At 45.2% G+C, this 22,142-nt stretch carries 20 protein-coding genes; 11 read left to right on the top strand and 9 right to left on the bottom strand.

All coding sequences use genetic code 11. The features are described 5' to 3' along the window. Positions 1 to 98: 98 nt before the first annotated feature. Positions 99 to 446, bottom strand: a complete 348-nt coding sequence (locus MKY73_RS24870; RefSeq protein WP_339259006.1) for a DUF1801 domain-containing protein — start codon at positions 444 to 446, stop codon at positions 99 to 101. Further along, positions 443 to 1,018 (bottom strand): GNAT family protein, encoded by a 576-nt coding sequence (locus MKY73_RS24865; protein WP_339303882.1) that lies wholly within the window; start codon positions 1,016 to 1,018, stop codon positions 443 to 445. Before MKY73_RS24865 ends, MKY73_RS24870 begins: the two co-directional genes overlap by 4 nt. Positions 1,019 to 1,198: 180 nt before the next feature. Here MKY73_RS24865 and MKY73_RS24860 point away from each other — a divergent pair, with 180 nt between their 5' ends. Then, complete coding sequence (locus MKY73_RS24860) at positions 1,199 to 1,654, top strand: GNAT family N-acetyltransferase (protein ID WP_339303881.1); 456 nt, start codon at positions 1,199 to 1,201, stop codon at positions 1,652 to 1,654. A gap of 422 nt (positions 1,655 to 2,076) precedes the next feature. Then, positions 2,077 to 3,429 carry an amino acid permease gene (locus tag MKY73_RS24855; protein ID WP_339303880.1) on the top strand — a complete coding sequence of 451 codons (1,353 nt, stop codon included), beginning with the start codon at positions 2,077 to 2,079 and terminating at the stop codon, positions 3,427 to 3,429. 266 nt (positions 3,430 to 3,695) lie between these two features. Here MKY73_RS24855 and MKY73_RS24850 read toward each other — a convergent pair whose 3' ends face one another. The 3 genes from MKY73_RS24850 to MKY73_RS24840 all read right to left on the bottom strand — a co-directional run bounded on the left by MKY73_RS24850 (position 3,696) and on the right by MKY73_RS24840 (position 5,499). Continuing rightward, on the bottom strand, positions 3,696 to 4,586 hold the full coding sequence (locus MKY73_RS24850; RefSeq protein WP_339303879.1) for an SDR family oxidoreductase: 891 nt from the start codon (positions 4,584 to 4,586) through the stop codon (positions 3,696 to 3,698). A gap of 68 nt (positions 4,587 to 4,654) precedes the next feature. After that, a complete protein-coding gene (locus tag MKY73_RS24845; RefSeq protein ID WP_339303878.1) occupies positions 4,655 to 4,999 on the bottom strand; it encodes an antibiotic biosynthesis monooxygenase in 345 nt (114 codons plus the stop codon). A gap of 152 nt (positions 5,000 to 5,151) precedes the next feature. Continuing rightward, a complete protein-coding gene (locus MKY73_RS24840) occupies positions 5,152 to 5,499 on the bottom strand; it encodes a helix-turn-helix domain-containing protein (protein WP_339239823.1) in 348 nt (115 codons plus the stop codon). A 294-nt stretch (positions 5,500 to 5,793) separates the two neighbouring features. Between MKY73_RS24840 and MKY73_RS24835 the strand changes: the two genes are divergently transcribed. Continuing rightward, positions 5,794 to 7,548 (top strand): HAMP domain-containing methyl-accepting chemotaxis protein, encoded by a 1,755-nt coding sequence (locus MKY73_RS24835; RefSeq protein ID WP_339303877.1) that lies wholly within the window; start codon positions 5,794 to 5,796, stop codon positions 7,546 to 7,548. Between the two features lie 177 nt (positions 7,549 to 7,725). Here MKY73_RS24835 and MKY73_RS24830 read toward each other — a convergent pair whose 3' ends face one another. After that, a complete protein-coding gene (locus MKY73_RS24830; RefSeq protein ID WP_339303876.1) occupies positions 7,726 to 8,637 on the bottom strand; it encodes a LysR family transcriptional regulator in 912 nt (303 codons plus the stop codon). Positions 8,638 to 8,753: 116 nt separating this feature from the next. On the opposite strand from MKY73_RS24830, the gene MKY73_RS24825 reads away from it, so the two are divergent. Further along, a complete protein-coding gene (locus MKY73_RS24825; protein WP_339303875.1) occupies positions 8,754 to 9,797 on the top strand; it encodes a 2,3-butanediol dehydrogenase in 1,044 nt (347 codons plus the stop codon). A 201-nt stretch (positions 9,798 to 9,998) separates the two neighbouring features. Here MKY73_RS24825 and MKY73_RS24820 read toward each other — a convergent pair whose 3' ends face one another. Both MKY73_RS24820 and MKY73_RS24815 read right to left on the bottom strand, forming a co-directional pair. Further along, positions 9,999 to 10,511, bottom strand: a complete 513-nt coding sequence (locus tag MKY73_RS24820; RefSeq protein WP_339303874.1) for a GNAT family N-acetyltransferase — start codon at positions 10,509 to 10,511, stop codon at positions 9,999 to 10,001. A 129-nt stretch (positions 10,512 to 10,640) separates the two neighbouring features. Beyond that, positions 10,641 to 11,405 (bottom strand): AraC family transcriptional regulator, encoded by a 765-nt coding sequence (locus tag MKY73_RS24815; RefSeq protein WP_339239831.1) that lies wholly within the window; start codon positions 11,403 to 11,405, stop codon positions 10,641 to 10,643. A 386-nt stretch (positions 11,406 to 11,791) separates the two neighbouring features. Between MKY73_RS24815 and MKY73_RS24810 the strand changes: the two genes are divergently transcribed. The 6 genes from MKY73_RS24810 (at position 11,792) to MKY73_RS24785 (ending at position 20,106) form a co-directional block, all read left to right on the top strand. After that, positions 11,792 to 14,113: a beta-L-arabinofuranosidase domain-containing protein gene (locus MKY73_RS24810; RefSeq protein ID WP_339303873.1), complete on the top strand. Its 2,322-nt coding sequence runs from the start codon at positions 11,792 to 11,794 to the stop codon at positions 14,111 to 14,113. A gap of 83 nt (positions 14,114 to 14,196) precedes the next feature. Next, on the top strand, positions 14,197 to 14,763 hold the full coding sequence (locus MKY73_RS24805) for a Uma2 family endonuclease (protein WP_339303872.1): 567 nt from the start codon (positions 14,197 to 14,199) through the stop codon (positions 14,761 to 14,763). Positions 14,764 to 15,480: 717 nt separating this feature from the next. After that, entirely contained in the window at positions 15,481 to 16,212 is a 732-nt protein-coding gene (locus MKY73_RS24800) for a hypothetical protein (protein ID WP_339308749.1), read from the top strand. Positions 16,213 to 16,224: 12 nt separating this feature from the next. Next, positions 16,225 to 17,913, top strand: a complete 1,689-nt coding sequence (locus tag MKY73_RS24795; RefSeq protein ID WP_339303871.1) for a VWA domain-containing protein — start codon at positions 16,225 to 16,227, stop codon at positions 17,911 to 17,913. A gap of 19 nt (positions 17,914 to 17,932) precedes the next feature. Next, positions 17,933 to 19,072 (top strand): toxic anion resistance protein, encoded by a 1,140-nt coding sequence (locus MKY73_RS24790; protein ID WP_339303870.1) that lies wholly within the window; start codon positions 17,933 to 17,935, stop codon positions 19,070 to 19,072. 272 nt (positions 19,073 to 19,344) lie between these two features. Further along, a complete protein-coding gene (locus MKY73_RS24785) occupies positions 19,345 to 20,106 on the top strand; it encodes an SH3 domain-containing protein (protein ID WP_339303869.1) in 762 nt (253 codons plus the stop codon). 236 nt (positions 20,107 to 20,342) lie between these two features. Here the strand turns inward: MKY73_RS24785 and MKY73_RS24780 are convergent, their stop codons facing one another. Continuing rightward, positions 20,343 to 20,942 carry a TetR/AcrR family transcriptional regulator gene (locus MKY73_RS24780; protein ID WP_339303868.1) on the bottom strand — a complete coding sequence of 200 codons (600 nt, stop codon included), beginning with the start codon at positions 20,940 to 20,942 and terminating at the stop codon, positions 20,343 to 20,345. A 382-nt stretch (positions 20,943 to 21,324) separates the two neighbouring features. On the opposite strand from MKY73_RS24780, the gene MKY73_RS24775 reads away from it, so the two are divergent. Beyond that, positions 21,325 to 22,083, top strand: coding sequence for an SDR family oxidoreductase (locus MKY73_RS24775; RefSeq protein ID WP_278296680.1), 759 nt, complete (start codon positions 21,325 to 21,327; stop codon positions 22,081 to 22,083). The last annotated feature ends 59 nt before the right edge of the window (positions 22,084 to 22,142 follow it).

Genomic DNA, 22,142 nt, shown 5'->3' with positions numbered 1-22,142 from the left:
TGGGAGGTCCCTTTGTTTGCCCCGCCCCACATTACCGCCAGCATAATAACATCTAAGTTACTCCTACTGGTGCATATGCTCCTGTTCAATACATCCGTCTACAATTCCGCAGATGCTTGCTTTAACAAACCAGCCAACCACTCATAATCCGGCGTATCTTTTTCCTTGAGCTTGATCGTTTTGCGTTCTTCCGGGCCTTCAAATATGCCATCGGGTAGATCAAGTCCGGTTGCATGAAAGATCGTGAAGGATACGGCTTGTTTGGATGGAGAGATGACCGCAGCGTAACTTCCGTTTTTCAAAAAATGAGGTTTCTTGTATTGCACGCGTTCCTGCACGTCTGGGATGGTATCATGCACCATTTGTCGCAATTGTTCAGCGACTTGTACTTGCCAGGGGATCTGAATCTGTTCAATAAACGCAGTAACTTCTCCATTCTTGTTCATGCTTGTTCATCCTCCGTATGGATCTGATTGTGTATTTCCCATTCTGGTCTCAGGATTCCCATCATTAAGCGGTCGTAACGTTTGCCATCACGATATACTGCTGAACGTGCCCGACCTTCCAATTGAAAACCAACCTTTTCATAGGAGCGAATCGCTTTGGCATTGTAGGCGATGACATCGAGACCAACCCGGTCCAGATTCATCTCGTGGAACGCATATCGTAAAATAAGATTCAACGCTTCCGTGCCATATCCCTTGTTGCGATGTTCCGCAAGTCCGATGCCAATGGCAAGCTGTCCGCAGCGGTTGTTCCATTCAATGCTATGAATGACGACAAAACCAATCAGCGTATCCTCTTCATGCGTGCGGAGTCTGAAGTACACTTCCTTGTTCTTAGTCTCGCCCTCATCTTCCAACTGTTTCTCTGAATAGGGAATGGCAAGATCAGTATCTACATTCCGTAGGTATTCCGGGTCTTCGTTCCATTGCAGCATGGTCTGCACATCTTCAGCACGTGGGGGTGTCATTTTCAATCGTGTGCTATAAAACAGGTTATCCGTTGTTAGTGTCATAGGGTTCTCCTTTTACATCTGATAGCCTCATCATAATGGAAATAATAGGTGAATCACAATAGAACATTTTATTGCATATAAGTGGCCTCTTGTCATGAAACCTAACACGGTAGTAAGATGAATTAATCGAAATGCATTCAGTGATAGAACTAATAAAAATGTCAGCAGGAGTGATATGTTTTGGAGATCAAAGTGGATGATTTGAGTGGAGTACAAGTGAAGGCATTAATCGCAGAGCATTTGCAAGGGATGGCAGCGGATTCGCCTCCAGAGAGTATTCATGCGCTGAATCTGGATGGACTCAAGAAACCTGAAATTACATTCTGGTGTGCATGGGAAGGCGACGACTTGCTCGGTTGCGGGGCCATCAAAGAACTTGATCCAGAACATGCAGAATTGAAGTCGATGCGTACGGCTTCGGCCCACTTGAGAAAAGGCGTAGCGAGAAAAATTTTGGCTCACATTATGGAGGTTGCCACAGAACGTGGCTATAAACGAATTAGTCTGGAGACGGGTTCAATGGATTCATTTATCCCGGCAAGGAAGCTGTATGAAGATTTCGGATTCGAATATTGCGAACCATTCGCGGACTATATATTGGACCCCAACAGTGCATTTATGACGAAAACAATCTAAATGGATTCGCATGAGAAACCAGCATTCTATTTTTACAGGATGCTGGTTTTTTATTTATTTTGCAACATATCGTACATTTTTAAAGTTGGAAAAAGAGTAGAATACACGCAATGATGTAACATGGACCATGCTATGAAGGGGTGGAAGGAGCTGTGGATGATATATTGGTGGCTAGATCAGATGAATCCGCTGTTTGTCGTCTTGGTGTTATGTCCTATAATTGCTGTGGTGCTTACCTGGATTGTATACAGATTGCTTTGTGCCATTGTGGGGTATAAAACATAGGTTATGTCTAAATATGCTTGGGATGAATTGGCCATAAGGAACTTCTGGGCTGATTGATGAACAATAGGGTATACTGGACATTATGTCTATGAAACAAGACAGTATTACAGACGTTTTTTACATCAGGAGGATTTGAATTGGCTCAGACAGAAGGAACACTACAGAAGAAGCTTAAACCAAGACACATCAGTTTTATGGCTATGGGTGGTGTCATTGGTACAGGGATTTTCAAAGGCAGCGCAGAGACGATCGGACTCGCAGGTCCGGGCGTTATTATCACGTACATTTTTGCCGGATTATTGCTGCTGGTGGTTATGGCCGCGATGGCGGAGATGGCTACGGTGTATAAAAACAAAAATATGAAAGACTTCGTGCAGGAAGCATTCGGTAGCAGAGTTTCCTTTGTTATGGGATGGATGTATTGCTTCCTATGGTTATCGGTATGTGTTATTGAGGTGATTGCCGCCGGGAGCTTTTTGCAGTATTGGTTCACAGAAGTACCGCTGTGGATGCTGAGTCTGGCGTGTGCGGCGTTCATTATACTTGTTAATCTGCTCAGTGTGGGTGTGTTCGGGGAATTTGAGTTCTGGCTGGCCGGGATTAAAATTGCCATGATCATCATTTTTATCTTCCTGGGTGCAGGGTTGATCTTTGGCATTATTCCAAGTGATAACACCCCTTATCTGCAAAATTATACACAAGCAGGCGGGTTCTTCCCCAACGGTTGGTCATCGATCTTCTCGGCATTGCTTGTGGTCATGTTCTCTTATGGGGGATCGGAGCTGATTGGTCTGACTCTGACGGAGACGGAAAATGCAGAAAAAGTGATGCCCAAAATCGTGGGCAATTTCATGCTCCGAATTATTCTGTTCTTCACCTTGCCGATTCTCATCATCTGTGGTCTCATCCCATGGAATGAGATTGGGCCGGAGAGCAGTCCGTTTGTACAGGTGCTCGCCTCAACGGGACTACCGGGAGCAGCACACATTATGAACTTTATTTTGGTGACGGCAGTCCTATCTGCAGCTAACTCAGGGATCTACGGTGCATCCCGGATGATGCATTCCATGGCAGTGGGTGGTGAAGCTCCGAAGGCATTATCACAGACAAATCGTAACGGCAGCCCGGTTAATACCTTGCTGGTGTGCGCGGTTGTATTGCTCGGGGGCTCCATGCTTGGTCTGTTCGCGCAGGATCAACTGTTCCGTGTATTGCTCGCAGTTCCGGGGTTCGTGGTCATCCTTGTGTGGATCTGTATTGCCTCATCACAGTTAAAACTGCGGAAGAGATATCCGGTTCAACCGACCTTCAAAGTTTGGGGTTTCCCTTACATCACCGGAGTAGTGGTACTATGTCTCACTGTGATTGCTGTGATGTTTGTGTTCGATGAAGGTAATCGGTTTAGCATTAGCATCTGTCTTGCCGTGCTTGCGTTGCTGATCATCTGGTCCCTGATTCGATTCAGGAGGACGAATGGACGGACAGTTTAGTATGAATGAGAGTCATAATTAATGAGAAAACTTTATAAGTAAAATAGGGACTGCTTTTAGCAGTCCCTATTTTATACACTTTGAACGAATATATTGTTCTATAACCAGAACCGCTTGCTAGAATAGACATTAACACATTCTTATTACTTATTAGACATATATCTAATCTTTGGGTAGCTTTTCCCAAGGGGTGGAGTACTTTGCGGCGATTTCACCAAAGCGTACTAGTTATGCTTCGCCCTTTTTGTTTAAGTGCATGTCAGCTTTCAATCTTCAACTTTAGAAAACGGAGATTTGATTTTCAAGAATTCCTTATATGACATTGGTTTTCGGCCAATCAGACGTTCAAGATCTCCAGACGTTTCCGAGAATTCTCCAGTGTTTATTGCCCGCATCCAACCTAATAAGAAATCAGTCATATGAACAGGTAAGCCATTCGCTACCATAGTGTCAATATATTCGGTTTCGCTAATTGCCTCGTAAGGGATATTAGTCTCACTAATCTCCGAGAGGGCTGCAGCGATATCTTCGAAAGAGCTTCCCTCACTGCCACTTAGAGTATATGACTTATTTTCGTGTCCGTTTTCGGTGAGGACGGCTACGTTGGCTGCCGCCAAATCATCCAGAGATGCAGCGGATACTTTACCTGAACCCTTTGGTACTCGCACACTTCCAAATTTAAGTGCATCTCCAGAGAACGAATTTATGACTTCAAGATATGGTGGATTCCGCAGGATTGTATAGTCTAATCCGGATGCTTTAAGCGTTTGTTCAGCGAATAAGTCTGACATCGTTACTTCGGGCAAAATTAGATTTGAATTTTCTTTTCGTATGATCGACGTGAAGATCACTTGCTTAACCCCAGCCTGCTTTGCGGCAGCGATGACGTTGAAATGTTGTGTATTGCGATCGGTAAATGCTACCGCGGAAATGAGCATCACTTTTTCAACACCATTAAAAGCTTGTAGAAGAGAGTTATAATCAAAATAGTCGCCCTGGTGGGCTTCCACACCTTCTTTAATAAATCTTGCCACTTTATCAGATTCCGGATTACGGACTAACATAGCGACCTGATTTGACGGAACTTTTTTGAGAAGAAGTTCTAGCGTTCTGCTACCAAGATTACCTGTTGCTCCAGTAATAAGTATTTTCCCCATATTTACAACTCCTTTGAACGTCTATACATACATGAAAATATTTTGTTTCACATTCTCATCTTGAAAACTTACCGTCTTACATTCGTCAGTGTACTACCCCATTCACCGACTGGTTCAAGCCAGCTTACGATTCTATCATCAATGAGGTTGGTAAGCGCACCTTCATACTCAGCACGATAAGGTTTAGTAAGTTCATCTTGAATCCAACTTTCTCTTGTTCCTTGCCAGATTTCATAGATCACCAGATCATCAGAATGATCAAGATCATCGGAGACGATCGCATTAACAAAAGTGGGTTCACTTTTGAAATTGCTAATCATCGCGAATAGATTGTCTCGGAAAGTTTCTTTCTTACCGGGCTTAATTTTGAAACGGATATTGAGAACAACTTGTTTGTTGGTTGTTGACATCATTACACACTCCTCAATTCTTTTATTTTCTTTATATTACAAGGCTCATTATGTACCATGTAGCACTTTTAAAATAGTACGTACTTTTTGGTTATATAGTAACCAAAAAGTGATAATTGTGATGAATCAGATCATAAAATGATTTTGAAATAACTCTATTCTACATTTATTCTCTGATATTCATCCTTGCTCAATGTCTTCTCTGCATAATTCTGACCCCATTCACAAAGGGCTCGCAGAGTGGGTTCAAGTGACATGCCCATTTCTGATATTGAATATTCCACTTTTGGTGGTACCTGATTGTACATTGTTCTTATAACTAGATTATCACCCTCCAACTCCCGTAATGACTGGACTAACATTTTCTGAGAAATGGTTGGCATGAGTCTTTTCAATTCACCGGTCCGTTTAGGACCTTTTAATAAATAATACAGAATAAGAGGTCTCCACTTTCCGCCAATGACATCCAAGGTAATTTCCAGATCACAATAAAAAGTTTTCAATTGAGAAACACCATCCCTCTTTTAGTTTCGATAATTATAGTACATGTGTTGATTCAATCAACCTTCCTACACAACACTCCTAATACAGAATAAACATAACTCATTTAAGCCTAAATGCAGTTCCATCGACCAAAGCTACCACAACCATGATAGCGTTTTATTTCAACCCAATATTTTCTTGCCTAATTCGACATATTCGTTTACTATTTTCCCATACTTAGTGCTTCAAGCATGCGTTTTTTGGGTAGCGTCTAGTCAAAAAGGCTTGGGTTCACGGGAGAGGAAGAGGAGCGGATGATCGGTTTTTTTAGAAAGCGTTTGGTTGTACGCATTGTTGCAGTCGTTACACTGGCCATGACGATTATAGCTGTTGGCAGCATGCTGTTACAGGTGGCCAATATGAAGCTGGCTGCACAGGAGGCCATTTCCAGTTACAATATCCAAATTGCTCAGAGTTATGTGAATCAGCTGGATACAGAATCTTATGCCGAGTTTGCCAAGGATCCCAAAGAGAATGACGCATTCTTGAAGATTCGTGATGAATTGGATGATTTTCGCGTAAGGATTGGTGCAATGTATGTCTATTTCGTCAAAATAGATGATAAAGGTACCCCACTTATTATGGTGGACGGTATGAAGGATGCGGATAAAGCTTCACCGATTAATGAAGTCACGGATGTCCCTCAGGAGGCTGTCCAGAAGCTGTTGCAGGGGCAACCAGCCAGTTCTTCAATTATTAATAATGAGGATTATGGCAACTATATTTCCTCTTACGCTCCTATGCTCGATAGTAATGGCACTGTAACAGGTGTAATTGGTATTGATACGGCGGTATCGGTGATCGGAAACATTGAATCGGATATCATGAAATCGAGTATTCCCTTCTATGCTTTACTGCTACTAATTACCCTTATAGGTATTGCCGTTGTCATGACGTTTATCGTAAGGGGACTGCGACCACTTCAACCGCTGAAGGCGAGTGTGGAAAAAATGGCGCAGGGTGAGCTTGCAGAAGCCAACCAAATTTTGACGTCTTACCGTCTGAAAAGCAAAGATGAGATTGGAACCACATATCAAGCAATGATACATATGTCCGGCAACTTGAACAAGATCGTGAGTAACATGGTTGAAGGCGTGGCAGTAACCACCAATATTTTATCGGAATCAACGAAGGAATTTAATCGCAGTACCGAAGAGATGATTGAGATGAGCAGGACGGTTGATCAGTCAGTCGAACAGATCAGGCAAGGGGCGCATACGCAGAAGCAGGGTGCGAGCGATAGTGCGAATGCGATGGAGGAGATTGCCAAAGGCATAACGGACATTTCCGAATCCTCCATGATCGTATCGGATGCAGCAACAAGTGCGCTTGCTACAGCAGAGTCCGGTAAACAGAGCATGACATTGATGAAAACACAGATGGAGAGCATCTCACATGTCTCAGGTGAAGTTGTAACGATGGTTCAGGTGCTGAACAACTATTCCCAAGAGATTGGTGGTGCCTTGCACACGGTTCGTGATTTTGCGAGTCAGACGAAGCTGCTTGCACTTAATGCATCCATTGAAGCAGCTCATGCAGGAGAACATGGCAAAGGTTTTGCGGTTGTGGCGGATGAAGTTCGCAAGCTGGCTGAGGCCTCAAGCACATCCATGGAACGGATCTCCGACTTGCTGCTTCGCATTCAACAAGAATCACAGCAGATTGGCTCACAGATGGGGGTTACCGCGCAGGAGATTGGCCAAGGTGTTACGATTACCGCAGAGGCGGAGCAAGCTTTCGCCCATGTGGTTGATGCGTTCCAACTGGTGACTCATCGTATTCAAGAAGTCTCCGCTGCGGCAGAGGAAATCTCGGCAGGATCGGAAGAGGCCGCAGCCTCCGTCAATACGATCTCGCAGATCTCAGCCGGGGTCTCGGATCATTCGGATGAAATCTATCGCTTGATGCGTGAACAGTCGGCCATGTTCAACAGGGTGGCGCAGACTTCCACCATGCTGGAGCAGCAGACCAACGAGATGAGCGAAGCTGTGCGTAAAGTAAAAGTATAGTTTTTGTAGTTGGAGTATGCTGTAGCCATAGTTTACGTAAGAGGCAGCAGAAAAAAACCTGGTCTGTTGTATAGCCAGTGTAACGATGTAAGGCATAAAAAAGTGCTCCGTTCCTGGAGAAGTTGGTGAGTATCCCAAACTTCCTTCAGAGGCGTAGAGCACTTTTTGTTTTTCATATCACTTTGATAGATGATCCAGCTCTATCGCCTGTCTGAAGCGTCGGGCGAATCGTTCTGCGGCTACGGCGGCCTCTTTGGATTCCGTCTGCACGAAGCCAATGTGCATTTTGGGTTGATCGATTCCAGCGATCTCTACCATCTTCACCAGACCTTCCTTCCATAATGGATTTTGGTAAAAGGAAAAGTCGTGACCAATCGTGGCAGCAATATCGTTTCGTAACACCATGTTGATGGCTTCTGAATTATTTGTTTTGAACAGAATGGACAGAGATCCATGATCATAGGTGAATTCCCTGAGAAAGTCTTCGATGAAACCATCTCGATAAAGTGCCAGCTTGTGTTCTTTTAATTGATCTGGTGAAACACGGCTGTGCTTGGCAAGTTCAGACAGGTGATGAGTACCAATGACCAGCTTGCCCGAGTACATGGGACTGAAGTGAAGTCCATCGAATTCCCGCAATTGCTTGGCATAGATCGCGATAAAGCCCAGATGGGTTTTGTTATTCCGAATATCCTCGATAATTTCCATGGACCCTTTCTCTTCAATGGAGATGTTAAGTTGCGGGTGCTCACGCTTCATATCTGCAGCAGACTGGACAAGATAGGGCATGACACTTGGAAAAGTAGCCACATGAAGCTCACCGCTAAGAGAGGAGGCTTCTGCGTTCAGGGATTTCAATTCATCAATCCGCTGTAAAATGTCCAGTGCCTTGGCTATGAATTGTTTGCCTTCGGGCGTGGGATGAGTTCCCTGCCGCGAGCGTTCGAACAGGATGATCCCCATTTCTTTCTCCAGACGATGAACCGATTGGCTGATCGCCGATTGTGTGACATGCAGATGCTCCGAGGCGGCGGAGAAGGATTGGGTTTTCGCAATTTCAACGACATATTCGAGCTGTTCCAGATTCATGAGTTCATCTCCGTTTAGCATTAATACAACTAATGTTAACATTAGTATCTATAAATATGAATAATACATGAACAGCGATATAATATATAGACAATCATATAAAGGGGATGAACTTCATGAAAGCAGCAGTATGGTATGCCCATAAAGATGTGCGTGTTGAAGATCGCGAGGTTCCGGTTGCTCAAGCAGGACAAGTCAAAATCAAAGTGGAATATGCGGGGATCTGCGGCAGTGACTTGCATGCTTATCATCATGGTGTGGGCATTCAAGAAGGCGAGAATCATCCGCTCTCAGGACAGAAAGCACCGCTGACATTGGGTCATGAATTTGCAGGAACCGTGAGTGAATTGGGTATTGATGTAAGCGGTATCAGTGTGGGGCAGCGAGTTGTGGTAGAGCCATTGTACCACTGTGGAAAATGCGAATACTGTATCCAGGGGCGTTATAACCAGTGTACTCAATTTGGATTCGTTGGACTGAATGGTGATGGTGGTTTTGCGGAGTATGTTGTTGTTGAATCCTACATGGTACATCCCATCCCGGATAACGTAACATTCGAAGAAGGCGCGCTCGTTGAGCCTACGGCAGTAGCCTTTCACGCCGTTCGACACAGCAAATTGAAAGTAGGCAATAAGGTAGCCGTATACGGAGCCGGTCCGATTGGATTATTGACCATTCTGTCTGCCAAAGCAGCAGGCGCTTCTGAAATCTATGCAGTCGATGTATTTGAGGAACGTTTGGACTTGGCAGCCAAGCTGGGGGCGATTCCGGTGAACAGTGCCAAAGTTAATGCAACCGAAGTGATTTTGCAACAATCGGGTGGCATTGATGTGGCTTATGAGGCAGCGGGTGTACAACCAACGATGGACAGCGCGGTTGCGGTTGTCAAAAAAGGTGGAGAAGTTGTTGTGATCGCTGCGATTCCGAATCCACTTCAGGTAAACTTCCTGGATCTTCTGGTGAAGGAAGCAAATCTGACGGCAACACTGGCATATCGACACATTTTCCCAGAAGTAATCTCATTGATTGCGGAAGGGTCGCTCGATGTGAAACAGGTTATCACCAAAAAAATTAAACTGGACGACATCGTAGAGGAAGGGCTGGAGCTGTTGATGAGCGACAAGAGCCATGCGAAGATTTTGGTGGAGATTGGCGGCTAAAGACTTTTCGCTAACTTCTCACTAACAAGGATAGATTTTCATATCAACGTAATTGAAGTATAAATTTTAGATCGTGAAAAAGGCCGTTCATCCGCATGAATGGTCTTTTTCACGTTATTCAAGTAGAACAGTCATCTTTCACTGGCTATCTTCATGAATCATATTTCGCTAATCGCGGTCGCAGTTCGCTAATACCTAATGCTAGGAATCATAGCGGTAGCAAATCGCCTTACCCCCACTACTCTCGGAGCTGAATTCCTTATCCTCATAGAATCCAAAACGCTCATATAAACGGATGGCATTGACCATCTGACCGCCCGTATATAAATACACTGTATTTTTGCCCATCTCTTTGGCAGATTCCACACATTGCTGGAGCAATGCTCTGGCGATCCCGTGGCCTCTCCATCTTGGATCAACACCTAATAGTCGAATAAATGGATAATCGATAGGCAATTCAAAATTTGGATAGGCCTTATGCGCTGTTTCGAACAATTGCACCGTACCGACAATCTGATTATCAATCTTGGCGACCCATAGTTGTGTCAGGTACGGATTAACCACAGACTCTCTAATGTCTTTTAAGTAGGCCTCCCAACGTTCATTTTGCTCAAATGTCTCCCGATACTCGGCATAACTTGCAACAAGGATATCTACGATCTCTGGATGGTCTGTTTCTGTGGCAGGAAGAATGGTAACGGCAGCCGTTGTCATCTTATAATTCCTCTTCTCTTATGGGTTAAGTATGATATAGAGTTTTCTTGCATTTTACCATAACGGATTCCATCTGATTGATTCAAACTTTCTATAGTTCACTCAGTCATTTCTATAGATCAAAGCGCGTTAGCGATTGAGTTGTGTGGAATACAGATGATTGCGATATTCGGTTGGCGTATTGCCTTCGTATTGCTTGAACATGCGCAGGAACAGCTTGTAATCGGAGAATCCGCACTGTCCGGCGATTTCTTTTACACTGGCATTGGTGTTGAGCAGCAGTTGTTTCGCCCGGCGAATTCGTTCTGTGAGGATATAGGTTTTAAGTCCAGTACCTTTCTCGCGCTTCACCATTTTGGAAATATAGTCTTTGTTAAAATTAAAATTCTCCGCAATCTGACTCACCGTGATGTTTGTATGCAGATGAATATCGACCCACTTGCAGATATGGTCCACAATCGCATTGTGCGGGCGATAATCCGCCTCTATATTACGTTCCAGTTCTCGGAACAATAACAGCAGAGCAGCGTCAGCTTCCTCGGGAGAGAAGGAGGACACATGCAGCAATTGCTTAAATAACTGATTGGCCATGGAAGGAACCTGAATGGTGGCATGTGTCCTGAATTGGTTGAATTCTGGCTGGATGGCATCATAGTGAACCCAGTAGAAGCTGACGGGTGTGTCGCTGACCTGATAGCCATAGTGGGTGCGACCCGCGCGCAGAAACAACAGATCGTTGGCACGAACTACGTACTTTTCGTTGTCCTCCGCGATGTACATCTCACCTTCCAGCATCAAAATGATCTCGTGAACAGGCATGCTGCGTCTCATGTGGCTCCAGTTGCCGTCGGATATGAACTTGCCGCAAAGGTAATGTTCCAGTGGCTTTTGCATAGGACGGATTTATCCACCTTTTCTTGGATTATGAGTCTGATGTTATTACATTTTATTTGATAACATGGGGATATTCAAGCAGTGGGGTGGATTGTTGAGTATAGGACATATGGAACGGAACACGGATTTTACCCCTTAAAAATTAATCGATGAAATTGCATGTGAATATCTTTATAAGTTGAACTAATCATTTACATGATAACGGAGAGGATAGAAAAAACCTGAAAAAGCGGAGCGTTCGCCTTTATCCCTGGATTTTCCCTTTAGAAAGGGGATCAAAAAATCTGGGGATAACAGCGATTGGAAGGTTGTTCTGTCATCGTAGTGTCAGTGTAAATAATCTGTAGTTCAACTTACATAGTACATACCGTGAAGGAGTGAGTGTCATGATTGATACGAAAAAAGGATTTCTGGGACCGGAACATGTAGAGCTGTTACATGGTGTGTTCCAAACATCACAAGAGGTGGGGGAGCGTTACCTGTTATCGCTGGATATGGATCGGTTCCTGGCTCCATGCTTCGAGGCTCATGGTTTACCTGCCCGAAAAGAACGCTACGCGGGTTGGGAGGCACGTACCATCAGCGGACATTCCCTTGGACATTATCTGTCTGCCCTGGCTGTGACGTATCAGGCAACCGGGAATATGACGTTAAAAGAAAGACTGGATTATGCTGTCACCGAACTTGCGAGAATCCAGGATACCACGGGGAGCGGGTATATCGGTGGTTTGTCCGAAGAACCTTTCCACATGGCTTTTCGAGCAGAGAATATCGGTGGATTCAATATCGGTGAATACTGGGTTCCCTGGTACAGTGTGCACAAAATCTATCGCGGTCTGATTGATGCGTATAAACTCACTGGTAACGGACAGGCACTTGAGGTGGTTACTCGATTTGCAGACTGGGCGGTAGAAGGTTTGCTCCCGATGACAGAAGAACAGATGCAGACGATGCTTCTAAGTGAACACGGGGGCATGAATGAAGTATTTGCACATTTGTATGGGATCACGGGCAAGGCCTTATACCTTGAGATTGCCAATAAGTTTACCCATCAATTGATCCTGAGACCTTTGGAGCAGAAGCAGGACGATCTTCAAGGCAGACACGCCAATACTCAGATACCCAAAGTGATCGGTGCTGCTGAAATCTACAATCAGGACCATAGCCATGAGAGTTATAAGACAGCGGCAGAATTTTTCTGGAACACGACGGTGCATCATCGTTCTTACGTATTTGGCGCGACGAGTATTTCGGAGCATTACGAAGCGAAGGGCATGGAGAGTCTGGGCATCAAAACAGGAGAGAGCTGCTGTACCCACAACATGATGCATTTGACGAAACAACTCTTCGCCTGGAATCACGATAGCGCCTACATGGACTATTATGAAAACGCCATCTATAATCACATCCTCGGCACGCAGGACCCCGATACGGGGAACAAAACGTATTTTGCCTCAACACTGCAAGGCCACTACAAAATCTATGGGACTCACGATACCGCCTGGTGGTGCTGCACAGGATCAGGCATGGAGAACCCGGGCAAATATGCCGAGGCGATCTATTTTGAGGATGAACAGGACCTGTACGTCAACCTGTATATCGCTTCTCAGCTGGATTGGACGTCTAAGGGAATATCCCTGAAGCTTGAAACCGACTTTCCTTATTCGGAAAAGGTGACCCTGACGATCACCGGAGGCAGCGCCTCGGCCCATCTAAGATTACGCGTGCCCTCATGGCTGCAACAGCCAATGACGGCAACGGTTAACGGGGATACGGAACATCCGTATACACGGATCGAACCCGGCTATCTCTCCATCGACCGCACATGGTCTGCGGGCGATGTCATCACAATCACCCTGCCGATGTCGCTTCGCCAGTACACTGCCCGGGATGATGCGCACAAAGTAGCCTTTCTGTACGGCCCGATTGTGCTCGCCGGTGCACTGGGAAGCGAGGGTCTTCCAGAGGACACAATTGTGGACGAAACAGCATTGAATCCCAAGACCGCACCTGTACCTGTGATCTGGACGGAGCAGGAGGATGTACAAGAGTGGATCAAGGTTGTAGATGCAGAGACGTTAACATTTGAACTTAGCAAGGATGTCACTTCCACGGGCGAACCCGTGAAGCTGATTCCGTTCTATGATGTGCACCATGAATTTTATACCGTGTATTGGCCGTTTAACGATGAAGGTGATGCGCTCGAAAAAGAGCTGAACGATATCACCATCGACAGGGTTCAGGCTGACGGTCAACAGGATGAGATTGGACATCAACTGGATAGCAACTGCCGTGGGGAGCATCACAACGGTTCAACCACAGATGGCCGTAAGAAGTTGCATATGTGGCGAGAGGCTTTTGGTGTCAGCGGGGCTTACTTCAGTTACCAACTGGCGGTGGATCGCGCCGCAACCAATTATCTATGTGTGGCCTATTGGGGTGGAGATTATTCTACATTTGAACGGGAAGGTATGTTGTATGAGAGACAATTCACCATTACCGTGGATGGCACACGCATTGGAGAGCAGCGAATTCATATGAACAAAATCGGCGACGTATTCTATGTGACCTATAATATTCCTGAGTCCGTTACATCAGGTAAAGACAGCGTTAAGGTCATGTTCCAGGCGGAGGGTGACAATGGCTGTGCCGGGAAAGTTGTAGAGGTACGCACCACGCGAAGCAAACCGGCATCACTCTTTGCATGATAAGAGGCATGGTGTGAAAAGGCGCAAACACAATGTTATAATGAAAATAAATTACGGTTAGTTGGAAAGAGGAGGTTGGAAGTGTGGCAAAGCCCGATAATAAAGGTACTTATAACTTTCAGGATTGGTTAACTTGGGAGGGGGCATGGGAATTAATTAACGGCAAAGCTTTTAATATGTCTCCAGCACCCACTTCATTGCACCAGTTTATTGTGGGTGAGCTGCACTTCTCTTTGCGGACTTTTTTTCAGAATCGGAAATGTTTCGTGTTTGTTGCCCCTTTTGATGTGTATTTTAGCGAAAATGAACAATATGACCTGCCAGATCAAGTTGTACAGCCTGATTTATCGGTGGTTTGCTCCAAAGACCAGATATCTAAGAATGGCTGTCACGGTGCACCTTCTTTAATTATCGAGGTGTTATCGCCTTCGACTGCGCTAAAGGATTTTAACGAAAAATTTAACTTGTATCAGAAATACGGCGTGAACGAATACTGGATTGTTGACCCCGGGAATGAAACCGTCCATGTGTACACGTTGGAGGATGGCAGTTATCAGACTCGTCATCTGTATACTGAGCAGGAAACGATGATATCTGTCTTGTATCCTGAATTGCACATTCCGCTGGATTCGTTGTTCAAGCTAAGGTAATGCGTAGCGTCAACCTGTCTGCGACAGAGGAAGCAATAAGGTAGCCGTTTTCTTATGCTAACGAACCCTACACGCCTTAATTGAGCAATATGGGTGAGGTGGAAAATGTAACGAATCTCAGCGACTCTATTTTATCTGAAATAGGCGATAAACAACGTTTTTACACCTAATACACGAATATAACGTGTCTCAGGTTCGTTGCATTTTCAGATGAGCTGACATGCACCCAATAACGTTACCTCAGTTCGTTAGCTATAGAGCACCCAACCTTAAACGAAGAAACTACCCATAAGAGGCGAAATCGGATGATCTCCGTTTCGTCTTTTTTATGCTTCAGTAGTGTTTGTAGTTCTAACATGTTGTGTGAGTGTTCTTGTGACCCCTGTTTTGCATTGCTTATTTTTCAGACAAGTCTTATATAAAAAATGACACGCATAGCCATTTTCCACGTATTACCTGATAACATTTCTTATCCACAATCTGCTGTCTTGTAAAACTCACTTTGTACGGATTGACCACAACATTTCCTGCCAAGTTCCACGTTGTCCCTGAAAATATGAAATGGGATAAGCCCAAACCACGTATATTATGAGTATCCCAATATCCAATGTTATCCACCTGAGAGCGTTAACATCATGTACAATAGAAAAAGTGGAACAGGAAAATAACGACATATAGCTTCAATATATAACATGAAAGGAGGTCGGATGATTGAACATGATTAAGTACATACAATTCATGGGATTAATCCTCGTTGTTGTTGCTGTGAATGTTCTGGCATTCTCACCCGGCTTTATCGGGCTGAATTTCGGGGAGGGTGCATTCACAACTTCGCTATCCGTTACCCTGTTGTTCGGCAGTGCAATGGCACTCTTATATGGCAGTTACACCATGCTGTTTAGACAGCCGGTGGTTCTGCCCGTGAAGCATATCGAAACACATGAAGATTATGTGGAAGCTTTATCTTTTTATAGACGCATCAAAGTCCTCGAAGAAGATATTACGCTGGGGCTGTCTCAACTTAGCCGGATGAAAAAGAAGAAAGAAACACTCCTGAATGTGCTTCATCAGCGGTTTGATCCGGGGGAACTAAGCTACAAAAAATTCGCATCAGTCACGATGGAAGTGGAGAAGCTGTTATACCTGAATATCCGCAGTGTACTGAATCGGTTGAATGTATTCGATGAAGCCGACTATGCCAACATGATGAAATCCAAATCCTCAACACTACCCCAGAAACTTTTTCAGGAAAAAACCAAGGTATACAACGATTATTTGTCTTATGTGAAGAATGCATTACACACCAATGAGGAAATTTTGCTCAAGTTGGATCAGTTGTTACTTGAGATTTCACGCCTCGACAGCTTTGAAGCAGGAGATATTGAACAGATGCCTTGTATGCAGGAGATTGATCAGTTAATCAAGCACACCAAATTATACAGACAGTGAGGGGTTGCTCGTATGGCCAAGAAGGGAAAGTTTTTTTTCATATCGATTGTAATGCTGGTACTCGTATTCGGTCTGGTCTATGCAGGAATAACATTAACATCGAACTTTGGCAAGTCGACCACACAGGTGAGCACAGAGAATGCAGGTAAGGAACTGGGCAAACTGTACGCGGACATTGCACCAGCGACGGCAGAACCGGTCAAAGGACAGATTGATCTCGATCCGGTCGACGTAGCGGAATCGCTGCCGGATATCTCCAAATTCGCAATTGCCGTAGAGAATACAACGAATGATTACGTCGAAATCTTCTCTTCCACGGAGAAGTCAGGCAGCGGGGTAGATGGCTGGTTAACTGAAGTGGGCGAGGAATTCAACAAAGCAAAAATTACCGTTGGCGGGAAACAGGTATCTGTCAAAATCCGCAACATTGCCTCCGGAACGGCTAGCGATTATATCAAATCGGGCAAGTATATACCTGATGCATTCACGCCTTCTAATGAACTGTGGGGCGAGATGGTTGAGGCCAGTGGGGTGAAAACAGAGATGGTTTCCAAGCGATTGGTTGGGAATGTCCCTGGTATTGTCATTTCCAAAGCCAAGTATGATGCACTGGTTGATACTTACGGCTCCGTGAATGTAAAAACCGTAACTGAAGCGATTGCCAATAATGAACTCGCGATGGGATATACCGATCCATTTGCCAGCTCCACAGGACTGAACTTCCTGGTAACTGCACTGAATACGTATGATAGCGCCAATCCGCTGGGCGAGAAGGCGATTGAGGGATTTGAGAAATTCCAGACGAATGTACCGTTTACAGCCTCGACAACCATTCAGATGCGGGAAGCTGCCAAGTCAGGCCGACTGGATGCCTTTGTACTCGAATACCAGACGTATGTGAATACTGCCGATCTGAAGAGTGGTTACGTCTTTACACCTTTTGGCGTGAGACATGACAGTCCGCTGTATGCATTGGGACAATTGCCGAAGAACAAACAGGAGATTATCCAGAAGTTTGCGGAATTCGTAACCCAGGCGAAGTACCAACAATCAGCGGAAGAGTTTGGTTTCAATGGGTTGCAGGATTACAAATCCGAACTGGCCACCGTGGATGGCGGCACGTTGTTGTCTGCACAGAAAGTATGGAAAGAAAAGAAAAACGGTAGCAAACCGATTGCCGCTGTGTTCGTGACGGATGTATCCGGAAGCATGGACGGCGAACCGCTTAACCGACTGAAGGAGTCCCTGCGCAAAGGTCAGAAGTACCTGGGTACAGACAACAGTATTGGCTTGGTTTCATACTCCAGCGGGGTAACTGTGAATCTGCCGATTGCCAAATATGATACAAACCAGCAGTCCATGTTTGTCGGAACAGTGGATAGTCTGCAAGCTGGCGGAGGGACGGCTACTTTTGACGGGATCGTGGTAGCGATGAAGATGTTGGAAGATTACATGGTTACTAATCCGAATGTGAAGCCGCTGATCTTTGTTCTGAGTGATGGCGAGACCAATGAAGGTCATACCCTGAAGGATATCCGCGATCTGGTCGAGACGTACCAAGTGCCAATCTATACAATTGGGTACAACGCGGACATCAAGGCTTTGGAGAGCATCTCCAGCATTAACGAAGCGGCAAGCATCAATGCCGATACCGACGATGTCGTGTACAAGATCGGGAACCTGTTTAACGTACAGATGTAAATTTAAAGGGGGAACTGAGATGTCATTTTCAATGGAAATACCGAGCCAGAAGGAAATTCAGAAGGTGATTGAAGAAGAGGTGAAACCCGTGCCCGCCGAGGTCGCGGAGCTTCAACAAGTGGCGAATGCCAACGTAGAGATGATCATGACACTGGATCTCGAATCCCTGGAGAAGCGCAAAGAGATTCTGCAATCCATTGACGGCTTTGGCATGAACACGATGAGATCCTCTTCCGAGAAAAACGCCTTGCTTCAAGTCTCCGTTGGACATCTGTCCAAAACGGGAGACGAGGGCGGTCAGGTTGCCAAAGGCTTGACTGAGCTGCATATGCAACTGAAGGATCTCGACCCGAGCGTGGTCGACTTTGCCAAAACCGGATTTCTCGGGAAATTGTTCAATCCGCTTCGCGCCTATTTCCTGAAATACCAGAAGGCTGACGCAGTCATCGCTGACATCGTAACCTCTTTGGATAAAGGCAGATCCACCCTGCGTAACGATAATACGACGCTGGAGATCGAACAACAGAACCTGAGAGATCTCACCAAACGACTGCAAAAGGAGATTCAGCTTGGCGTGCTCATGGATGAGTCCATCGACGCGCAGATTGAAGCCGCCAAGGCCCGCAATGAGGACCCCGAGAAAGTCCGCTTTATTACAGAGGAAGTGTTGTTCCCACTCCGTCAGCGGGTCATGGACCTGCAGCAAATGCTGGTTGTGAATCAACAGGGCATCATGGCCATTGAAGTGGTCATCCGTAACAACAAGGAGCTAATTCGAGGGGTAGACCGGGCCAAGAATGTAACGATCTCGGCACTGAAAATTGCCGTTACGGTAGCGAGTGCTTTGTATAATCAGAAGATTGTTCTGCAGAAGATTGAATTGCTGAACCAGACAACCAATGATCTGATTGCCGGTACATCCAAAATGCTCAAGGATCAGGGAATTGCCATTCAGAAGCAGGCATATGAAGCCAGCATTTCCGTGGATACGATGAAACAGGCGTTCACCGATGTGTTGTCAGCACTCGATTCGATTAGTCTTTATAAGCAGGAAGCCCTCCCTAGAATGCGCGAGACGATTAACCAGTTCCGTGAACTTGCGGATACCGGGGAGCAGCAGATTCAGCGTTTGGAGAAAGGGCAGAAGCTGGGGCTGTAATGAGCAGATTAAGGCCAAGGACATAATCTGAAGGAAAAGACTCCCGAGGGAGTCTTTTTTTGATATCGTCTTTGCATAATTCATGGTATTGCTCCGCGTACCGAATTTCGACGAACAGAATCATTCTGAACTACCTTTTGTAGATGGGGAGCTGCTTGTTGTTTGAATCAATCCACTGATGGAATCTCATATACAATTATAGCCAATTGGATTAAAATTAAAGAGGTTTATAGTCGGGCAATTGGACTAACTATATACAGAAATAGAGGGATATGATGAAGGGTCAGAAGGTGTTTGCCATACTGCTGGGAGCGACTGTTGTATTGAGCGGTTGTGGCGGGATTGAGATTACGATTAAGGAAGAAGGGAAGAGCCAAGAATTACAGGAGACAACCAAACCAGGTGTACAGTCAGACGTAGTTCAAAGCGGAGAGCAGGTAGAGTTAGTGGTTGACTCAAAGAGTGAAGCTCAAACGGAAGTTAACAAGGTTCAAGAAGATATGGCTCAGGCAGTAGAGAAACCGAAGGAAGAAGCAAGCTACGCTGTGGCTGAGACGTCAGCAGAACAAAGTATTGATTATCTGAAGCCAACGTCTTCAGAAATAAATCTACGCGTAGCACCTAGTATCAATGCAAGATCAGTAGGTATCCTATACCAAGACGATGAAGCTGTATATCTGCACCGCAAAAATTTTGATCCCACGGACGGGCGTACCTGGTATCAGGTAAGTATTTCGGATGGAAGCATCGGATGGGTGAGCAGTAAAGTGGTGAAGCAATCGGATGGTCGTTATTACGAAGGAATTGCGTACTCCATATCTAAAGCGCAGTTCATGACCGTATCGGTGGCCCATGCCAATATGCGAGATATACCTTCGATTAATGGATCTGCAGTTGCCGTTGTCGACAAAGGAGATCAGTTGGAACACTGGGGCGGTTCCGTTTATGATCCATCAGATGGTCGTACATGGTACGAAGTGTGGACAAGAGATGGGAAGTACGGATGGATTAGTGGCAAAGTAATCACTTGGTAGACGGGATACTAGGTTTTTATATACCAAGTTTACAAGAGATACATATTAGCATATTTAAACAGTCTAAACGGACCGAAGCCAGAGGAGCACCAGCTTCTCTGCTGAATTTACTCATTAGGATATGAGAAATACGTATATGGAAGATACATCCGCGAACTTACGGTTGAATGAGGGTAACCTGCCGATCCAACCGTTCTTTTTATTTTAACAATATGGAACTGCTAAGAAGTAGAATTCTATACAGGGGGACGCTTTAAAGTGTTTTCAGGCTTGTAATGAATGATCTTGAATAACTCCTCGGCCATGTAGGTAGGGCTATGCTTGAAATCCTGCCTGATCCACTCCATGATCATGCCGAATATCGCATGAGACTGGTAACTTGCCAACAGTTCATGGTTAATGTGCTGCGGGAAGATGTGATTCAGATCCTGTAAGGAGAGATCGCGAAGAACATCACAGATCATGCGCTGGAAGTTGGACGAAGCCTCGGACTGTACAACCAGTGTATAGAATTGTGCATGCTGGTGCACATGTTCAAATATGGTGATGGCCGAAGAGGGCATCAGACCGACCTCGAACTCTTTCAACCCTTGATAGGGTTTGCGAAAAGAAGTCACCAGATCCTGAATCACATCATTGATGATTTCGTTGAACAGGTCTTCTTTGTACTGATAATGCCTGTAGAAAGTACCTCGATTCAGGTCGGCGCGCTCGACAATATCCGTAATCGATATTTCTTTAAAGGGATGTTTTTGCATCAAATGGATGAGAGCATCCTTCAGCGCAGCTTTTGATTTTTTGATTCTTCGGTCCGTTGAATTCAGAGTTTCAGACATCTATTTTACTCCTCTCTATATAAGTTGAACTAAAGAATATTTACACTGGCCACTTCGATGACAGAACAACCTTCCAATCGCTGTTATCCCCAGATTTTTTTGATTCCTTTTATAAAGGGGGAAATCCGGGGATAAAGGCGAACGCTCCGCTTCTTCAGGTTCTTTCTGTCCTCTCCGTTTTGTGTAAATATTTAGTTCAATTTATATAGTTCACTTAAATAGTTAAAGTACATTTGGGCTTAATAGTGTTGTTTAACGTACAACTGGACAAGCTTTTACTGATTGAAGTGAATTGCTATGACTTATTATACTAAGGATAAGAGTTAATGAACATTTGTTTGTTAACTTATTGTAAACGAATACACAAAGGAGGATACATGGAATGAAACTTCAAGATAAAGTGGCAGTTGTCACAGGTGCTGGTTCAGGTATGGGGAAAGCGATCGCGACGTTATACGCCCAAGAGGGTGCAAAAGTAGTCGTATCGGATATTAACGAGGAATCCGCACAGGCGGTTGTGAATGATATTAAGGCACAGGGAGGGGAAGCGATTGTGGTTCTGGCCAATGTAGCCAAAGAAGAAGATGTGCAGAATCTGATTGATACAACGGTGAGCACTTACGGTACAGTAGATATTCTGATTAACAATGCGGGCATTATGGATGGCATGGAGCCTGCAGCGGATATAACGGATGAGAAGTGGGAGAGATTGTTCGCTGTGAACACAACCAGTGTGATGCGGACAACGCGTAAGGTATTGCCAATCTTCCTGGAAAAACAAAAAGGCGTCATCGTGAACATTGCTTCGGCAGGTGGATTGCACGGCGGACGTGCAGGAGCAGCCTATACGGCTTCCAAACATGCGGTCGTGGGCTTCACCAAAAATACAGGGTATATGTATGCTGAGCAAGGCATTCGTTGTAATGCGATCGCCCCAGGTGCCGTGGCAACCAACATCAGCGCATCCATGACTGGCATTAGCCCATACGGTGCAGGACGGCAACAGCTGGGTATGGCAATCAACCCACGCATCGGGACGAGTGAAGAGATCGCCAAGGTGGCCTTGTTTCTTGGGTCGGACGAGTCCAGCTTCGTGAACGGAACCGTCGTTACAGCTGATGCAGGTTGGAGTTCCTATTAATCCATTCAAGCGCAGTCGAGCTTGGAGTACCGAAATAGTGCGAACAGTCAGGAAGCCGC

Origin of the sequence: Paenibacillus sp. FSL R5-0519 (assembly GCF_037974275.1) — a bacterium.
Taxonomy (GTDB): Bacteria; Bacillota; Bacilli; order Paenibacillales; family Paenibacillaceae; genus Paenibacillus.
The sequence above is the reverse complement of the archived record's forward strand: the minus strand, read 5'-3'. Positions and strand labels throughout refer to the sequence as shown.